The organism is Chryseobacterium defluvii (genome assembly GCF_003634775.1).
GTDB classification, from domain to species: Bacteria; Bacteroidota; Bacteroidia; order Flavobacteriales; family Weeksellaceae; genus Chryseobacterium; species Chryseobacterium defluvii.
In genome coordinates this window covers 447,106-466,252 of record NZ_RBXB01000003.1, presented here as the reverse complement: position 1 = coordinate 466,252, position 19,147 = coordinate 447,106, and the positions used below count along the sequence as shown (strand labels likewise).

Genomic DNA, 19,147 nt, shown 5'->3' with positions numbered 1-19,147 from the left:
AGTTTTTGCAAAAATAGAGATTATTGTTTAGATTTTTAAATACAATTGATGTTTTCTATTTTATTGTATTTGTTTTAAATATTTCTATTTTTTATTGTTTAATATTTTGTTATTGCTTAATTTTATTGATAATTTGATAAAAAACTGAATTATGAACAAAATTTTACTCTCCTCATTTTGTATAGGCTTTTTAAGTTTATTCAATGGACAAGTTTTACAACAAGAAAACTTTGACGCACTTAATACGGCTACTATTGTTGGACAGGCAGGATATCAGAAATTAAATGGTGCTAATACCGATTACATGGTCGTAACAGGTACACCAGGAAAGAATTTTAAAATAATTGGTGCTGCAACTGCGGGAACAGGAACAGCACGCTATCTTTGGAAAGATGGTTTAGATGCAGCATGGGCAGCAAGAACGGCAGGTAATAACATTATTCAAATCGAATATGATTTCTTTACAGGTCCTGCTTCTACCAGTAATAATGGAGGAGGAATAGAGTTGTATGATTCTACTTACAATTATTATTTAGGAGGATTAAGTATGCAGCAAAGCAATAAAACTATTTATGGAATTTACACTACAGCCACTATAGTTACTCTAACTGATTTGGGAGCCGGAACGCCTGCGACATCAGTTGTTTTGCCTGCAAATACATGGGTAAGAGTGGGCTTTGCCTATAATACTACAAATGGTTCAGTTACCTTTAAGGGACCTGGCTTTTATAAAACAGTAACCGGAACAGATATAAAAATACCGTTTGAGCTTGACTATGCTGTGCAAAACCTTCTTTCTACAAATACGACATCTTCAGATAATTTGTTTGATAATATGGTAACGCGAGCCGTAGCGACAGAATCATTATTATTGGGGACTAGCGAAACTACATCTGCTGTTGAGAATAGTATTTCAATTTATCCTAATCCTGTAACTGATTTTATTAATGTTAAAGGAAATACAAAAATACTTGATGTCTATATTTATGAAATGTCCGGAATAAGAATGGATGCAGAAATTGTAGATCATAAAGTCAATGTGAAAAATTTAAAAACAGGCACTTATTTTATTGGTTTTAAAACGGACAAAGGTTTTGTAACCAAAAAATTTATTAAAAAATAAAATGATAAAATAAAAACTTCCTATTTAAATAGGAAGTTTTTTATGAGCTACATGAGAGCATAGAACAACCAGAGACATCATTATATTTTGATGGCCTTTTTTTGGAAAATTCAGGATATATTTCCTGATATGGGTTTTCCAGTGCTTTAATCAATTTGTGCAGCATTTCCGTTTTTCCATTTTCAATTTCTTCAATACATTCGAACAGTAAATAATTTCTCAGAGTGAATTTAGGATTGTTTTTTCTCATTAATTCGATAGCTTCCAGATGTGAAATAGTATTTTTTGAAAGACGCCCTTGGTACCTTTTAATAAAATCTTCCAGTTTTTTGAAACTATCATCGTTGAGGAGACTATAGGAAATGTTTTCAAAAGTAGATTTCAGATCACCCTCAGATGTCATATTTTCCATTCGATTGAAGAATAAGGTGTAATCTAATTGGAACTCCTGCATCAATCCCTGCCAATTGGTAAAAAACTCTTCATCTCCATCCAGTAATTCATTAAAGCCAAATTTTCCACACAACATTTTATCATGCGATTGCCAGAAATAATTGCCATAATCATTCAATTTTTCCTCCAGGAATTTTTCGTCTTTAATAAGCGGATAAAGCGCATTCGCTAATTGCCAGAGGTTCCATTGAGAAATCTGTCCCTGTTTTCCGAAGGCATATCTTCTTCCGGGAAGATCTGTGGTATTCGGTGTAAAATTCAGATCATATTCATCCATCATAGAGTAAGGACCATAATCGATGGTCAACCCAAGGATGGACATATTATCCGTATTCATAACCCCATGGACAAAGCCCACACGATACCATTCAACCATAAGCTCGGCAGTTCTCTGGCATACTCTTTCAAAGAAATCTTTGTATTTCTGATCTCCTTCAGACTGAATTTCCGGAAAATAATTTTGGATAGTAAAGTCGGTCAGGTTCTGCAGGGTGTTATATTCTTTTTGAGCAGAAATCAGTTCAAAATGCCCGAAGCGAAGAAAACTTTCTGCTGTTCTTATAATGACAGCTCCTTTTTCTTCCTGAGGGTTTCCATTGTACATCATGTCTCTTACTACATTTTCTCCGGTAAAACATAAGCTTAATGCTCTTGTTGTTGGAATTTCTAAGTGGTACATGGCCTCGCTCATCAGGTATTCCCGAACAGAAGACCTCAACACGGCTCTTCCGTCCGCATGTCTGGAATAAGGAGTTGCACCGGCTCCTTTCCATTGTATTTCTGTTTTCAGGCCTGCTTCATTAGTGATTTCTCCCGCAAGGATAGCCCTGCCGTCTCCCAGTTGTCCCGCCCAGTTTCCAAATTGATGCCCGGCATACGCTGTAGCATAAGGGTGAATGTTTTCAGGAAGGTTATTCCCAACAAGAAAGTCCAGGTCTTGGGATTCGTATTTCCCTAAGCCGATTTCTTCGGAAAGATTTTCATTAAAGATAAGTAAGGAAGGGTTCTCAAATCCAACAGGAAGAGTGGTTGAAAATAGAACTTTGGGAGTATTTCTCTGGACCGGATTGTTTGAAAAATCTCCAGGAAAATTTTGTATAAAAGGTTGTTTGATGTTATCAATATTCATAGTTCAAATATACCAATAATAAAAAAAGACCTTACCAATAATCGGAAGGTCTTTTCTATTGTTAAAGAAGAGTTTATTTATTAAAATCTACTTCTTCTCCGGTATTTAAATTTTCATTAACGCTTTCTTCTTTCTTTTCAGGGTTGTTTTTTGGCGTAGGGTCTACAGGTTTCGGATTTTTGATCTCGTCAATAGTCTGAAGTCCTCCATCGTCACCATAACCAGTGTTAAGTCCTTGCAGATCGGAGCATCCGTCTTTCCATTCAGAAGGCTTTACAAACTTATCATCAGGAGAAATTCCTAAAGTTTTGTCGGCCCAGACCTTTTTCATGAAGATTGCCCAGATCGGTAATGCCATTCTGGCTCCCTGACCTTCTCCTGTTCCAAAGAAGTGTGTGGCTCTGTCTTCCCATCCAACCCATGCACCTGTTGCCAGTTTTGGAGTAATACCCATAAACCAACCATCAGAGTTATTCTGTGTAGTTCCGGTCTTACCTGCGATTTCAACATCTTTTGAAATGCCTTTTCTTCCCAGTTCCCCGGAAGCCGTACCATATTGAGCAACCCCTTTCATCAGTTCGATCATGGTGTAAGCATACAGCGGATTCATTACTTCTTTTGGTTCTACATTTACTTCTTTAATCACTCTGCCGTTGGCATCTTCTATTCTCCATATCATTTCAGGCTTATTGTAGTTTCCATAATTGGCAAATGTACTGTAAGCACCTAACATTTCATAAATGGTAATATCTGACGAACCCAGCGCAATAGTATTATTCCTAGGGATTTCCTCCGTTACACCGAGATCACGTGCGGTCTGAATAACAGCATCTACGCCTGTCATTTCTATAAGGCGTGCTGCCACAGGGTTCTGAGAATGTGCCAATGCATCTTTAAGCGTCAGCATTCCGCCTCTTCCCGGAACATGCCATCCTTTATGGTTATAAGTGCCATTTGAAACGGCTGAACAAGGAGTCATTCCTAATTTCATAATTGCTGTTGCATATACGAAAGGCTTGAATGTGGAGCCTACCTGTCTTTTTCCTTGTTTAATGTGATCATACTGGAAATGTTGCCAATCGATACCTCCTACCCAAGCTTTGATCTCACCGGTTCCAGGAACCATGGACATCAATCCTGCCTGAGCAATTTGTTTATGATATCTGATAGAATCCCAAGGAGACATTTCCACTTCTTCTTCTCCATTCCATGTGAAGCGGGAAGTTTTAATCGGTTTCTTGAATTCCATCATGATGGAATCTTCAGACACTCCTGCTGCTTTCAATTGCTTATAACGGCCGGTTCTTTTCATCGCCTGAACCATTACATCATTAATCTGCTTATCATTCAGGTAATAGAAAGGCCGCTGCTTTCTTCCTCTCTGTTCTGCGTCAAATCTCTTCTGAAGATCAGTAAGGTGTTCCTTGATTGCCTCTTCAGCATATTTCTGCATTTTAGAATCAAGAGTAACGTATATTTTTAAACCGTCTTTGTAAAGATTTAATTTTTTACCGGTCTGCTTTTCATAATCCTGAAGATAATTGTCAATCTCTTTTTTCAGGTAAAACTTATAATAGGCAGAGTAGTCATCATTAATATTTTTAATCGGATGATAATCCAGGGTAATCGGTGTTGCCGCTGCTTTATCATGTGTAGCCTGATCAATATAACCTGTTTTCAGCATTTGTTCCAAAACGACATCTCTCCTTGCTTTTGCCCTTTCGGGATTTCGCATCGGGTTGTTTTTCACCGGGTTTTCCAACATAGCCACAAACATCGCTGCTTCAGGTAATGTAAGTTGAGAAGTTGTTTTATTGAAATAGATTCTAGAAGCCATCTCAATTCCATTGGCATTATATAAGAAGTCGAACTTATTAAAATATAAGGTGACAATTTCTTCTTTGGTATACCTTTTCTCAAGACTTACGGCTACTACCCATTCTTTTAATTTCTGAAAAGCCCTTTCAATTTTATTTTGAGATGCTCCGTTTGTAAAAAGTAATTTTGCCAACTGCTGGGTAATGGTAGATCCACCACCTCTTCCTCCACCGTATACGACTGCTCTCGCAACTGATTGTAGGTCAATTCCAGAGTGTTCCTTAAAACGTTCGTCTTCTTTAGCTTGTAATGCATACACCAGAAAAGGAGGAAGATCTTTATAAACAATAGGCTGCGTTTTTTCTTTTTCAAATTTGCCTAATAATACTCCGTCTGCGGAATAGATCTCAGACGCAACATAAATATCCGGGTTTTCAAGCTCTTTTACATCGGGCATTTCTCCAAGAAAACCTTGAGAAACTGCGAAGAAAAGTGCTGAAATTCCTAAAACTACCGCAATGAGTCCAAGCCAAATAAACTTAACCCATTTTTTCCAAGAGGTATTTTTTTTATTTTTTTTGGGCGGAAGAGGAAATGTTTTTCCCTGGCTTCCTGCGTTTTGTTTGTTTTCTTCCATGTATGGTTACGGTTTAGCCGTTTCTATTTTTACTCCAATGTCTTCAATTCCGGGAAGATTGTCATTTCTCATCGCCTGGATCAGACCAATTTCATATTTGCCTTTTGCCGGAAATTTGTAGTTCAACTTATATTGAAAGAGTGTCTCCTTCGTGTCTCCAAAACCTGTACCAAGCCATTCACCATTTGGTTTTGCCAAAATATAGTTCATGGTATCGGTCTCCTTTTTTTTGTTTTGGAGATTAGTGAAATTCACAATAAACCTTATATTACTGTAGGGGTAATCATTGTTGTTTCTTACAACAAATATAATATTTTTAGGATTCTGCGGATCTGATATTTCAAGATTAAATTTTTGCTCACTTTTCTTATTCCATTTATTATCAACGGAATTCATAGTGACGTTTTCTCCTGAAGAGTTGCAGCTAAAGAAAAGGATAAGAGATAATAATCCTAAAATTTTACGCATTTTTATCTTTTTTGGGAGGATATTTCTTTTTGAATTTTTTCTTGTTCGGTTTCTTTTCAGCATCAGAGCTGGCTTCTACCTTTTCCAACTTAGCGGCCGGCTGTTGGGCTTTTTGCTGTTTTTGCTGATTGGGATTGGTGTTTTCGGGTTTTTCAGATCTCTCAGGTCTCTCAGGTCTGTTGTTTCTTTTCTGATTGTTCTGATTATTGTTAGGCCTGTTCTGATTTTTATTTTTGTGATGAGGACCTTTTTTCTTCTCGAATCGGTCAACATTATTTTCCTGAATCAGGTCTATGCTCTGAAGCGAAGTTTCAGGTTGCTTCAGATCTTCAAGAGGTAATATTTTTTCTCCGCGTTTGTTTTTTGATATTAATTTTTTAACCAAATCAATATCAAAGTCATACCAGGCGATAGAATTTTCAACGTAGGCAAACCACATTTTCTTTTTGAAAACGTCTATTTTGATACAGAATGCTCTTCCTTTTTCCGTGTCTAATGTTGTTGAAGAAGAAGGGAAGTCGCTTAAAGCATCAAGATAGCTGTCTAATTCATAATTAAGACAACATTTTAACTTGCCGCACTGTCCTGCTAATTTTTGAGGATTGATACTCAGCTGCTGATATCTGGCAACATTTGTATTCACGGATCTGAAATCCGTTAACCATGTAGAACAACACAATTCTCTTCCGCACGAACCGATACCTCCTACTTTTGCTGCTTCCTGTCTGAAACCGATCTGTTTCATATCGATTTTAGTTCTGAAGGCAGCAGCATAATCTTTGATCAGTTGTCTGAAGTCTATTCTGTTGTCAGCGGTATAATAAAATGTAATTTTTGAGGCATCTCCCTGATATTCAACATCTGTGACCTTCATTTCCAGGCCGAGCCTGTGGGCGATTTTTCTTGCCTCAATCTTTACATGATCTTCTTTTTTTCTTGCTTCCTGCCAAACCTCAATGTCTTTTTGATTGGCAGATCGATAAATTTTAAGTGATGATTCTTCTGAAAATTTTTTCTTTTTCATTTGAATTTTCACTAGTTCTCCGGTGAGACTTACCACACCTACATCATGTCCGGGACTGGATTCTACTGTTACTACGCTACCTATATGTAATGGGATATTATTTACATTCTTATAAAACGATTTTCTGTCATTTTTAAATCTAACTTCTACATAATCACACCTGTTTTCCACAGGGTTATTGATGTTGGATAGCCAGTCGAAAACACTTAATTTATAACTATTACCACAGGTATTTACACTTTCACAACCATTCGCGGACTTTGTTCCGCATGAATGTGCAGAATCGCCGGATGTTTTACATCCACAACTCATATTATATTATATTTAATCTTGCAAATTTATATATTTTTATCTTTATGTAATTCTAAAAGTTTCAAATATTCATGACCATTATTGTTTAACATTAAACAAAAGACCATCAATGGAGGTGTAATGTTATTAATTGCCTAATATATATTCAATTAAATATCATTCTTGTTAAAGTGTTATTTTAAACATAATTTTCTTTTGTGTTATTGTTTAATTTATTAAGAAATATTAACAGGAGTATCTAAAATAATTTTATATTTGGATTATATAATAATAGTCTATGAAAAAAATATTAGTATCAACTGCATTATTGGCGGGTGTTTTATCTTATGCGGGAGGCTTCAGGGTTTCTTTGCAGGGGGTAAAACAGTTGGCGATGGCTCATACCAGTGCACATGCTGAAGATGCGAGTGTGGCATTCTTCAATCCTGCTGGAATGTCATTTATTCCCTCTAAGTTAAGTATTGTTGCCGGAGGATTTGGTGCAAGTAATAAAATTACATTTCAAAATCTGAATACTCTGCAGAGTACGGAAACTGATAATCCTACCGGAACACCTCTTTATGCTGCAATAGCTTACAGACCTATAGAAAAACTGTCTGTTGGTTTTAGCTTTACTACCCCGTTCGGAAGTACCATTGAGTGGCCTAGCGATTGGGAAGGAAAAGAAATGGTTCAGAAACTGGAACTTAAAAGTTTTTATTTCCAGCCAATGGTTTCCTATAGGTTTAATGACTGGCTGGCTTTCGGTGCAAGTTATATCTACGCAAAAGGTAATGTAAACTGGGATAAGGCAATTACTCAATTTGGAGGAGAGCTTAATCTTGACAGCAAAGCAAGCGGACACGGGTATGGATTCGGTTTCTATTTCAGACCAGATCCTAAATTGGATGTGAGTATTGCTTACCGCTCGCCGGTTGACATGAAAGCTAAGGATGGAAAAGCAACATTTAAATTCCCTTCAGCTTCTATTTATCCGCTATTAGGACTAGATGCATCAGGAACAGATAGCTTCAAAGCAACTTTACCTTTAGTAGAAGAATATACCATTGGTTTAACCTATAAAATTACTCCGAAGTGGTTAGTGTCTGCAGACTTTAACTATCACGGGTGGGAAAGATACAGTAAGCTGACATTAGATTTTGCTAATGCTCCTGTTGGAAATCAGGCAGACCCGACAATATCTGTCTCTCCTAAAAACTTTAGAAATGCTAAAACGTTCAGACTGGGAACCCAGTATGCATTCAATGATATGATCTTTGGACGTCTTGGAGCTTATTATGATGAATCTCCTTATACCGATGAAAACTTTATCCCTGAAACACCATCCTTTAACACCTATGTCGTTACAGGAGGGGTAGGATTTAAGCTGAAACAATTCGGTGTGGATATATCGGGAGGATATGCGATGCCTCAGGCAAGAGATGTGAAAAATGCTAATCTCGGGTTTTACGGACAGGCTAAAGCTACGGCATTCTATTTAGGTTTAGGCTTATCTTATAACCCTTTTTAATTGAAAGACTATGAAAAAAATTATAATTTCTACATTCGCTATTTCTGCTCTTCTTTTTACAACGAGCTGCGAAGATGATTTCGATACAGATGTAAAAGATGTACAGGTGACGGCTGGAGAGGCAGACTTCTCCAAATATGTTGCTTTAGGGAATTCCTTAACTTCAGGTTACAGGGACGGAGCTCTTTATGTTGACGGTCAGAATGAATCGTACCCTTCCATGATTTCAATGCAGATGAAACTTGCAGGAGGAGGAGAGTTTAAACAACCGTTGATGCCAAATAATACTGGTGGATTTACCAATTTGCCAGGTTTCCCGGGAAAGCTTACTCTTCAGTTGGTAAATGGAAGCCTCGCGCCTGTTGAAAGTGCTCCTGGTGCAGCTTTAGATAATGTGAAAGCTGGAGGTCCATATCAGAACTTAGGTGTTCCGGGTGCTAAAGTAGCACATTTATTGGCTCCAGGATATGGGAATCCTGCAAACCTTCCATTAGGGTTAGCGAACCCATATTATACCAGATTTGCAACTTCAACCACTTCATCTGTAGTTGCTGATGCATTGGCTCAGAATCCGACTTTTATATCTTTATGGATTGGAAATAATGATGTATTAGGATATGCCACTACGGGAGGTGATGGATCTAATCCAATTACCCCGGTTGATGGTGCGGTAGGAGTAGGATTTAATAGTACCTATACAGCACTGGTTAGTGCATTATTCCCAAGTGGTACAACAAGAAAAGGAATTATAGCAAATATTCCTACTGTAACAAATGTGCCTTTTTTCACCAGAGTACCGGCAATGCCTCTTACAAACTTAACGGATGCACAGGTTACCCAGCTAAATGGAGGGTACGCACAATATAATGCAGGGTTGGCCCAGGCCAAAGCTTTAGGAGCAATTAATGATGCTGAATATCAAAGAAGGTTGATTAAATTTACTGCCGGGGCTGTTGCCAACGGTGCAGTTATTGTTGATAAGGATTTAACGGCTGTTCCGGGGTTACCGAAATACAGACAAACAACATCCAAAGATTTGATTTTATTACCGGCAAGTAAGGTTCTTAATCCTCAGGCTGGAGGAGGAACGTCAAACCCTCTGGAAGATAAGCTTGTATTAACGGAAGCTGAAGCGGCAAAAGTATTGACCGCAACTACTGCATACAATACCACAATTAAAGCAGTAGCGGAATCTAAAGGATTAGCATTTGTAGATATGAATGCCAAGATGACGGAACTCAATTCTAAATCAGGAATTCTATGGGACGGTGTAAAGTATACTGCAACATTTGTCACAGGAGGAGCCTTTTCTTTAGATGGTGTTCACCTTACTGGTAGAGGGTATGCTATTGTTGCTAACGAATTTATCAAAACGATCAATATGAAATATAAATCAACTTTACCACAAGTTGATCCTAATAAATATTCAGGGGTAAAATTCCCATAATGAATAAGCTAACAAAAAACATAAAAACCACAGGAGTAAATCTTGTGGTTTTTTTTTAAATTTGCAAATCTTTAAAAAGTAAAAATGGCCGAACAGTTAAGTTATCTATTTTGTACAAGGACAAGCAGGGACTTGGCAGAGAAAATTGCCCAATATTATGGGCAGGAATTAGGAAAAATCAACTTTCAGGAGTTCAGTGACGGAGAGTTTGAACCGGTTTTAGACGAATCGGTAAGAGGAGGAAGGGTTTTCCTGATCGGATCTACATTCCCTCCTGCAGATAATCTTTTGGAGCTTCTTCTTATGATTGATGCCGCAAAAAGAGCATCTGCAAAAAGTATCACGGTAGTGATTCCATACTTCGGACTTGCTAGGCAAGACAGAAAAGACAAGCCAAGAGCTCCGATAGGTGCAAAATTAGTTGCCAATCTTTTAACGGCTGCAGGGGCTACAAGGATTATGACAATGGATTTACACGCTGATCAAATCCAGGGATTCTTTGAAATTCCGGTCGACCACTTATATGCTTCTACAATTTTCGTAGATTATATCAGAGATCTGAATTTAGAGGACCTTACGATTGCCTCTCCGGATATGGGAGGTGCTAAAAGAGCAAAAAATTATGCCGGGCATTTAGGTGCAGAAGTAGTAATTGCTTATAAGGAAAGAAAAAAAGCCAATGTCGTTGAAGAAATGTTCCTTATCGGAGATGTGGAAGGAAAAAATGTTATCCTTATTGATGATATGATTGATACTGCAGGAACCCTTTGTAAGGCGGCGGATATCTTAATGGAAAAAGGAGCTAAAACAGTAAGAGCAATGGCTACTCACGGAGTGCTTTCAGGAAAGGCTTATGAGAATATTGAGAACTCAAAATTGCTGGAAGTTATTGTTACTGACTCAATTCCTTTAAAAAATCATTTGTCATCTAAAATAAAAGTGCTATCTTGCGCCCCGTTATTTGCAGACGTGATGAAGATGGTTCATGAGCATAGATCAATTAGCAGTAAGTTTATTATTTAATTGACTGCCAGTTGTTTGCAAAATATTTTGAAACAATTTTTTTAAATTTTTTATAATGAAATCTATTACAATTCAAGGTACAAAAAGAGAAAGCGTGGGCAAAAAGTCTACAAAAGCTTTACGTGATGCTGAATTAGTTCCTTGTGTTGTTTATGGAGGTGGCGAGCCTTTAAATTTCTCTGCTGAAGAGAAAGCTTTCAAAGGTTTAGTTTACACTCCTGAAGCACACACGGTATCTATTGAAGTTGATGGTCAAACAATTCCGGCTGTTCTTCAGGACATTCAGTTTCACCCGATTACAGACAAAATTCTTCACGTTGACTTCTATCAATTATCTGACGATAAGCCAGTTATTATGGAAGTTCCTGTAAGAATTACCGGACGTTCAAAAGGTGTTGTTGCTGGTGGTGTTTTACGTCAATCTTTCAGAAAATTGAAAGTAAAGGCTATTCCTGCTAATTTACCTGATGAAATCGTTGTGGATGTTACTCCATTAAGAATTGGTAACAAACTTTACATCGGTAGCATTAAAACTGAATCATATACATTCATGCACCCTGACAACGCAGTTGTAGTAGCTGTGAAGATGTCTAGAAATGCAATGAAAGGTGCTGCTGCGGCAATGGATGATGAAGATGAAGAAGAAGTTGCAACTGAAGAAGGAGCAGCTCCGGCAGCTGAAGAAACAGCAGCAGCAGAATAAGAATTGCTTATTTAAACAACTATATAAAACCTGTCAGTTTTGGCAGGTTTTTATTTTTAGATTACATCTATCATCATATTCATCAATGCCCCTTTCAGAAAAAAGCCGTAAATTTGAAGTGTTCTAAATAAGAACGTCATTAATGATAAAATTGTAATACATGTTTGACATTCAGGAAATCAGAAGTCAGTTTTCTATATTAAACAGGCAGGTGAACGGTAAACCTTTGGTTTACTTGGATAATGCGGCAACATCTCAAAAACCGGATTCGGTTTTAGAAGTATGGAAGAAATATTATACGGAGCTTAATGCCAATGTACATAGAGGTATTCATACTCTAAGCCAGCTGGCAACAGAAGAAATGGAACTTTCGAGAAGAAAGATCCAGAAATTCATTAATGCTGAACATGATTTTGAAGTGATCTTTACCAAAGGAGCAACAGAGGGATTAAACCTTATCTCTTATATTTTAACGCAAAAGCTTAAAAAAGACGATGAAATTATCATCTCCTATTTAGAGCATCACTCTAATATTGTTCCGTGGCAATTACTCTGTGAAAGAACAGGGGCAAAACTTAAAGTGATCCCTATTGATGAGAACGGAATTCTTCAGTTGGATTATCTGGATCAGTATTTAAGCGAAAAAACAAAAGTGGTTTCTGTAAATCAGGTTTCCAATGCATTAGGAATTGTAAATCCTGTTGAAGAAATCATTGCCAAAACAAGAAAGAATTCAGATGCATATATTGTTATTGATGGCGCACAATCTGCACCGCATTTTCAAATTGATGTACAGAAGCTGGATTGTGATTTCTTTGTGTTTTCCGGACATAAAATGTATGCCCCGATGGGAACGGGTATTTTATATGGAAAACAGGAGATTTTGGAGTCTTTGCCACCTTTTCATGGAGGAGGAGAGATGATTGCCACATGTTCTTTTGAAGGGACTACTTATGCCGCTTTACCATTCAAATATGAGGCCGGAACACCAAATGTGGGTGGAAATATTGCTTTGGGAGCAGCAGTAGACTTTATAGAAAAAACAGGCCATGAAAATATCCAGAGACATGAAAACGTTCTTTTAGAATATGCTCAAAAACAGCTGTTGGAAATAGAAGGGTTAAAAGTATATGGAGAAAAGGCCAAAAGAACAGGGGTAGTTTCCTTTAATCTTGAAGGAATAGGTATTGCTTCGGATGTAGGAATGATCCTTGATAAAATGGGAATTGCCGTAAGAACCGGACATCACTGTACACAACCTATTATGGATTTCTTCAATATTGCAGGAACCGTAAGAGCAAGTTTTGCAGTATATAATACCTTCCAGGAAATTGATCTGCTTGTGGAGGGGGTCAAAAAAGCACAACGAATGTTAAGCTAAAAAAATTACATATACAATTGATAAAGCATCCTTGAAATTTCAGGGATGCTTGTCTTTTATAGGTGCTTTAAAAAAGATAATATTTTTATTTATAATAAATTTAAATAATAGATTTTGACAATATTTCAAATAGTAATTTCCAGCTCGGTAGATAGGCTGATTAGAGGTAATTTTGTTTAGTCAAAATTTAATTTTATGGAATTATTAGAAAAGCTGAACTGGAGATTTGCGACCAAAGCAATGAACGGTCAGAAAGTGCCACAGGAAAAAGTGGATAAAATATTAGAAGCAGCAAGATTAGCTCCTACTTCAAGCGGATTACAACCTTTCGAGATTATTGTAATTACCAATCAGGATATCAAAGAACAGATCAAACCTCATGCATGGAACCAGCCTCAGGTTACAGACAGTTCTCATCTTTTGGTTTTTGCGGCATGGGATAACTATACGGAAGAAAGAATCAACAAAATGTTTGATCTTACCAATGATGTAAGAGGGTTTAAAAATGAAGGATGGGAAAACTACAGGCAGCAGTTATTGGGAGCTTATCCTCAAAGATCGGCTGAGGAAAACTTCATCCATGCCGCAAAACAGGCTTATATTTCTTTCAGTGCCGCAATTATAGCAGCAGCCTTTGAAGGAGTAGATTCAACGCCAATGGAAGGTTTTTCACCTGAGGCGGTTGATGAAATTCTGAACCTGAAAGAAAAAGGATTAAAAAGTGTTCTTCTTTTACCGCTTGGTTACAGAGACGCAAGCAATGACTGGTTGGTGAACCTGACCAAAGTGAGAAAGCCTAAAGAAGACTTCATTACAGAGATCAATTAATATTGCTAAAAAGCCCTTTCAACACTGAAAGGGCTTTTGTATTTATAAAGAATTTAATTTTAGGGTTTCCATTCCACTACTGCACGAATAAAAGCTTCGGCATTTTCCAAAGGAATATTAGGTAGAATACCATGTCCCAGATTCGCAATATATCTGTCTTTCCCAAAGCGGTGGATCATTTCATTCACCATTTTCTTGATAGTTTCAGGTGTTGAATGCAATCTTGCAGGATCAAAATTCCCCTGCAGGGTCATCGTATGATTGGTTAAAGTTCTGGCAAACTCTGGTTTGATCGTCCAGTCTACTCCCAAAGCAGAAGCTTTAGACATAGTCATTTCTTCCAAAGCGAACCAACATCCTTTTCCAAACACCACCACATGAGTAAGAGGACTTAAAGCTTCAACAATCTGGTTGATATATTTCCATGAGAATTCTTGGTAATCTTCAGGAGAAAGCATTCCACCCCAGGAATCGAAAACCTGTACTGCGGAAACTCCTTTTTCTACCTTTCTCTTTAAATAAGCGATCGTAGTATCCGTAATTTTTTGAAGTAATAAATGAGCGGCTTCCGGCTGTTGGAAACAGAATGATTTTGCAATATCAAAAGCTTTGCTTCCTTTTCCTTCCACGCAATAACATAGAATCGTCCATGGAGAGCCGGCAAAACCGATCAATGGAATTTCATTGTCTAGTTTTTGAAGAGTCAGCTCAATGGCATCAAAAACATATCCTAACGCATCATTCACATCTGGAGTTACAATATTCTGAACCTGTTCCATGGTTCTGATCGGATTATCCAGCCAAGGACCCACAGATTCCTTCATCTTAAAATCAATTCCCATTGCCTGGGGAACCACTAAAATATCGGAGAATAGAATGGCCGCATCCAACGGAAATCTGCGGATCGGCTGTACGGTAATTTCGGCGGCAAGTTCAGGAGTCTGGCATCGTGTGAAAAAATCATATTTATCACGAAGCGCAATGAATTCAGGTAAATATCTTCCTGCCTGTCTCATCATCCAAACTGGCGGTCTTTCTACGGTTTCTCCGCGAAGTGCTTTTAAATATAGGTCGTTTTTGATCATAACTTATTTAATCAATATTGCTTTTCCGGCAATAGGTATTCATATGCTGCTACTCTCTTTTTTTATGATTTCTAAAATAGAGTGTAAATTTCTTCCTTCGGAAGTGAAGATTTTTTCCTTTGTGTATTTTTTCAATTCGTTGGAAGTGGTTTCTCCTATGGAAAATAGTTTCATTCCTTCCAATGAGTTGTGCTTTGCAAAACTACGAACTCCGCTTGGACTAAAAAAAACTACAGCATGATATTTTTCAGGTATAGAAGGATAGGTTTCTGTAGTATGATACACCGTCACTTTTTTATACTTGATATTCTGTAATGGAAGGCTTTTGTCAAGAACATCGATGGCCAGGTTTCCACAAAAGTGAAGGAATTTTTCATGCGGACAATTACCGATAATAAATTTTGAGAGCGTTTCTGCGTCCCTTACTACTTTAAAAGTTCCAAAACCATGCTTTCGCAATTCCTTTTTCGTTTTTTCTCCTACACAATAGATCTTATTGTAGTTTTTTGCAGTGAAATCTTCGTTAGGCTTGAATTGATTTTTAAAAAAAGAATTTACCCCATTCACGCTCGAAAAAATCAAAGAATAATTTTTTAAGTCAAATGGGGTTACTTGTATAGGATCAACCTTAATTACCTCAACATAGTCTGCCGAAATATCCCTTCCTAATTCTTTGGATATCACAAACGGGTCTATATTTTTGGTAAATAAGATTTTCATTTTCGTTGAATTATGTGGGAATAAAGGAACGTTTTACAGCTTGCCTTTAATTTCTGCCATCAATTCTTTTCCACCGTTTTCAAGGATAACTTTAGCGAATTTTTCTCCAAAATTCTCCGCTTCATTGTATTCGAAGTTCTCGTCCAGCGAGATACAATTTTTGCCATCCAATGAACACAGGGCGGCTTTAAAGCGAACCTGGTTTTCGATGATTTCTACAAAAGCTCCGATAGGTGCCGTACATCCTCCTTCCAGAGTATTCAGGAAATTTCTTTCCATTTCAACACAGATCTGGGTACGCTTATGATTGGTCATCTGTTTTACGATCTCGTTGATTTCTTTTTTATCAGAATGTCCGGCAACCGTTATTACTCCTTGTGACGGTGCTGAAATCATCAATGGAAGCATTTCATAATCAATGCTCATTTTCATTCTTTTGATTCCGGCTAAAGATAAAATAGTAGCATCAAAATCTCCCTCTTCCAGTTTTTGAAGACGGGTTTGGATGTTTCCTCGGATATCGGAAAAAGTGGCATCCGGATAGTATTTTAACCAGAAAGCCCTTCTTCTTAAACTGCTTGTTGCCAGTTTTAATTCGTGGAACTCCTTATTTCTGGATTCTTCCTTTCGGATCAGGACATCCTGAGGATAATCTCTTTCAAGGTAAGAGACCAGTTCAATATTTTCAGGTAACTGAGTGGGTACATCTTTTAAAGAATGTACGGCAATATCAATCTCGTCATTTAATAATGCCACATCAAGGTCCCTTGTGAAAACTCCGGTAATCCCTAAAGAATAAAGGGGTTGGGTAAGATTTTTATCCCCGGAAGAAACAATAGGAACGATCTCGGTTAAATAGTTATTGTTTTGTAAGTGCCTTGCAACTTCTCTCGCCTGCCAAAGTGCAAGTGCGGAATTCCTTGTTCCGATTCTAATGCTTTTCATTGAATTCGTTGTTTGGTTGTTCAACTAATATTTCGTGCATTAATTTACTAATTTCTTCGGCTTTCCAAGGATTATCGATGATATATTTTGCAAAACGGTTGGTGATTTTCTGGATCATTTTATCAGAAAGCTCCATATCCGTTACATTGATGTATTTGTTTTTTCTGTAAAAGTTATGCATTTCATTGCGTTCCATATTTTTTAAAACCGCTTTGAAATGATGGATATTAGGTGCTAATCTTCTCTTTTTTTCCCATTCAAGGAAGTCTTTGGTCATTTCCTTGATGATTTTTTCCGCTTTTGGAATTTCTTTTTCCCTTTGCTGAATAGTTTCCTGAATTTGTTTAGAAAGCTCATCAACATCCACTAGCGTTACATTCTCATTATTGGTAACGTCTTTCTCTACATTATGGGGAATGGAAAGATCAATAACCAATGTTTCCTTTCCGTTGGGAAAATGAGAAGAATTGATAATGGGATGTTTTGCACCTGTGGCCACAATAAGGATATCAGTATTCCTCAATTCTTTGTCAAAATCAGCATAGTCAACGTGAGGAATGTTGTATTTCTGTGAGATTTTTTCCGCTTTTTCCTGGGTTCTGTTGGCAATTTTAATCTTAGGCTGATAAACGTGTTTCACCAGGTTTTCAACGGTGTTCTGCCCGATTTCGCCCACTCCTAAAAGAAGGATGTTTTTGTCGGTGATCCTTTTTTGATTATTTAAGATGTAATGAACGGCGGCATAGGAAACAGAAGCCGCACCGTTTGAAATTCCGGTTTCATTTTTAATTCTTTTGGAAATCTGAATTGCCGAATTAATGGCTCTTTCCAGATACGGGTTAGAATTTTGTCTTTCTTTTTTAAAACGACTGTAGGCTTTCTTAATCTGCCCGATAATTTCGAAATCACCAATAATCTGGCTTTCCAAGCCTGCCGCTACCCTAAACAAATGGGTTAAAGCTTCTTCTTTTGTCAGAATATTGGCAAACTGAAGGAAATCCGTAAGATGAACACCGATTGTTTTGCAATATTCTTCCGCAACTAAAAGGTAATTGGGAGTAGTGGTATAGATTTCTGTTCTGTTACAGGTGGATACCACAAAAGCATCTCCTAAATCTTCATCATGAATTCGGGAAACGAAACTTTTAATATTTTCATCAAAAAAAGCAAACTTCCCACGTGTTTCTCCGTCAGCTTTTTCGTAGCTTATAGAAAGTACGGCGAAATTTGATGTTTGATGCATATCAGAATACTGTAACATAAGCAGTCGCAAATTTACGTTTTTTTTAATTAATCATTCTCTGATAATGTATATGATAATTATCGTAAAAAACTATAAAAAAGAGGTTGAGTTGATGGCAATTTTTAATGTATAGAAAAATGCAGAGAAATCGTTAAAAAAATATTTCAAATTTTAATAAAATTTTAACCAAATTATATACGCGTTGAATTTTATTCGTCGTGTTTAATTTATATCTTTGTAATCTTAAAATCAGAAGAAATATATGAGTTTATTTGATATGTTTACGCAAGAAATTGCGATAGACCTAGGAACTGCTAATACCCTTATCATTCATAATAATAAGATCGTTATTGATCAGCCTTCAATAGTTGCCATAGAGCGTTCTACGGGAAGGCCGATTGCTGTAGGGGAACAGGCAAAGCATATGCAGGGAAAAACTCATGAGGATATCAAAACTATCCGTCCATTGAAAGATGGGGTAATTGCAGATTTTCATGCTTCTGAACATATGATCAAAGAATTTATCAAAAAAATTCCCGGAATTAAAGGTAAATTCATTCAACCGGCATTAAGAATCGTGATCTGTATCCCTTCAGGAATTACAGAAGTGGAGAAGAGAGCGGTAAGAGATTCTGCACAAAAAGTAAATGCAAAGGAAGTGAAATTGATCTATGAACCAATGGCTGCTGCAATAGGAGTGGGTATTGATGTTCAGAAACCTGAAGGTAACATGATCATCGATATAGGTGGAGGAACTACGGAAATCGCAGTAGTGGCTTTAGGAGGTATTGTTTGTGATAAGTCCGTGAAAATTGCAGGAGACGTATTTACTAATGATATTGCATATTATTTAAGAACTCATCATAATTTATACATCGGAGAAAGAACAGCAGAGAGAGTGAAGATTGAAGTGGGATCTGCCGTTGAAGATCTTGATGTAGATATCGAAGACATCCCGGTACAAGGAAGAGACCTTATCACTGGAAAACCAAAGGAAATTATGGTTGGATATAAGGAGATCGCCAGGGCATTGGACAAATCGATCATCAGAATTGAAGATGCTGTAATGGAAACTCTTTCTTTAACACCACCTGAATTAGCTGCAGATATCTATAAAACAGGGATCTATCTTGCAGGTGGAGGCGCCTTATTGAGAGGTCTTGCAGACAGAATTCACAAAAAGACAGGTCTTCCTGTGTTTGTAGCGGAGGATCCGTTGAGAGCCGTAGTGCGAGGAACGGGTATTGCGCTTAAGAATATGGATAAGTTCAATTTCTTAATTAAATAATTTTAACTTT

The 19,147-nt window shown here is 37.2% G+C and carries 16 protein-coding genes; 8 read left to right on the top strand and 8 right to left on the bottom strand.

Annotation, left to right across the window (positions count from 1 at the left end):
* Positions 1–151 precede the first annotated feature (151 nt).
* Entirely contained in the window at positions 152–1,123 is a 972-nt protein-coding gene (locus tag BCF58_RS14005; protein ID WP_121462433.1) for a T9SS type A sorting domain-containing protein, read from the top strand.
* Positions 1,124–1,163: 40 nt separating this feature from the next.
* Here BCF58_RS14005 and BCF58_RS14000 read toward each other — a convergent pair whose 3' ends face one another.
* The 4 genes from BCF58_RS14000 to BCF58_RS13985 all read right to left on the bottom strand — a co-directional run bounded on the left by BCF58_RS14000 (position 1,164) and on the right by BCF58_RS13985 (position 6,964).
* Positions 1,164–2,705 (bottom strand): protein adenylyltransferase SelO, encoded by a 1,542-nt coding sequence (locus tag BCF58_RS14000; RefSeq protein WP_121462432.1) that lies wholly within the window; start codon positions 2,703–2,705, stop codon positions 1,164–1,166.
* Positions 2,706–2,778: 73 nt separating this feature from the next.
* Positions 2,779–5,160, bottom strand: coding sequence for a penicillin-binding protein 1A (locus tag BCF58_RS13995; RefSeq protein WP_121462431.1), 2,382 nt, complete (start codon positions 5,158–5,160; stop codon positions 2,779–2,781).
* Between the two features lie 6 nt (positions 5,161–5,166).
* Positions 5,167–5,628: a gliding motility lipoprotein GldH gene (locus BCF58_RS13990; RefSeq protein WP_121462908.1), complete on the bottom strand. Its 462-nt coding sequence runs from the start codon at positions 5,626–5,628 to the stop codon at positions 5,167–5,169.
* Complete coding sequence (locus tag BCF58_RS13985) at positions 5,621–6,964, bottom strand: PSP1 domain-containing protein (protein WP_121462430.1); 1,344 nt, start codon at positions 6,962–6,964, stop codon at positions 5,621–5,623. The genes BCF58_RS13990 and BCF58_RS13985 overlap by 8 nt, the downstream gene beginning before the upstream one ends.
* A gap of 277 nt (positions 6,965–7,241) precedes the next feature.
* On the opposite strand from BCF58_RS13985, the gene BCF58_RS13980 reads away from it, so the two are divergent.
* From BCF58_RS13980 to BCF58_RS13955, 6 genes are all read left to right on the top strand, one after another.
* Entirely contained in the window at positions 7,242–8,474 is a 1,233-nt protein-coding gene (locus BCF58_RS13980; protein WP_121462429.1) for an OmpP1/FadL family transporter, read from the top strand.
* 10 nt (positions 8,475–8,484) lie between these two features.
* Positions 8,485–9,921, top strand: a complete 1,437-nt coding sequence (locus BCF58_RS13975; RefSeq protein ID WP_121462428.1) for an SGNH/GDSL hydrolase family protein — start codon at positions 8,485–8,487, stop codon at positions 9,919–9,921.
* Positions 9,922–10,005: 84 nt separating this feature from the next.
* On the top strand, positions 10,006–10,944 hold the full coding sequence (locus BCF58_RS13970) for a ribose-phosphate pyrophosphokinase (protein WP_121462427.1): 939 nt from the start codon (positions 10,006–10,008) through the stop codon (positions 10,942–10,944).
* 55 nt (positions 10,945–10,999) lie between these two features.
* Entirely contained in the window at positions 11,000–11,647 is a 648-nt protein-coding gene (locus BCF58_RS13965; RefSeq protein ID WP_121462426.1) for a 50S ribosomal protein L25/general stress protein Ctc, read from the top strand.
* 160 nt (positions 11,648–11,807) lie between these two features.
* Positions 11,808–13,028, top strand: coding sequence for a cysteine desulfurase (locus BCF58_RS13960; RefSeq protein WP_121462425.1), 1,221 nt, complete (start codon positions 11,808–11,810; stop codon positions 13,026–13,028).
* Between the two features lie 195 nt (positions 13,029–13,223).
* The gene (locus tag BCF58_RS13955; protein ID WP_121462424.1) at positions 13,224–13,856 is read left to right on the top strand and encodes a nitroreductase family protein; all 633 of its coding nucleotides are present in this window, start codon (positions 13,224–13,226) and stop codon (positions 13,854–13,856) included.
* Between the two features lie 59 nt (positions 13,857–13,915).
* Here the strand turns inward: BCF58_RS13955 and hemE are convergent, their stop codons facing one another.
* The 4 genes from hemE to hemA are packed head-to-tail and all read right to left on the bottom strand — an operon-like array spanning position 13,916 to position 17,867.
* Positions 13,916–14,941: a uroporphyrinogen decarboxylase gene (gene hemE / locus BCF58_RS13950; RefSeq protein ID WP_121462423.1), complete on the bottom strand. Its 1,026-nt coding sequence runs from the start codon at positions 14,939–14,941 to the stop codon at positions 13,916–13,918.
* Between the two features lie 39 nt (positions 14,942–14,980).
* Entirely contained in the window at positions 14,981–15,661 is a 681-nt protein-coding gene (locus tag BCF58_RS13945) for a uroporphyrinogen-III synthase (RefSeq protein ID WP_121462422.1), read from the bottom strand.
* A 33-nt stretch (positions 15,662–15,694) separates the two neighbouring features.
* Positions 15,695–16,606 carry a hydroxymethylbilane synthase gene (hemC, locus tag BCF58_RS13940; protein ID WP_121462421.1) on the bottom strand — a complete coding sequence of 304 codons (912 nt, stop codon included), beginning with the start codon at positions 16,604–16,606 and terminating at the stop codon, positions 15,695–15,697.
* A complete protein-coding gene (hemA, locus tag BCF58_RS13935; RefSeq protein WP_121462420.1) occupies positions 16,593–17,867 on the bottom strand; it encodes a glutamyl-tRNA reductase in 1,275 nt (424 codons plus the stop codon). Before hemA ends, hemC begins: the two co-directional genes overlap by 14 nt.
* Positions 17,868–18,111: 244 nt before the next feature.
* Between hemA and BCF58_RS13930 the strand changes: the two genes are divergently transcribed.
* Positions 18,112–19,137 carry a rod shape-determining protein gene (locus BCF58_RS13930; protein ID WP_121462419.1) on the top strand — a complete coding sequence of 342 codons (1,026 nt, stop codon included), beginning with the start codon at positions 18,112–18,114 and terminating at the stop codon, positions 19,135–19,137.
* Positions 19,138–19,147 lie beyond the last annotated feature (10 nt).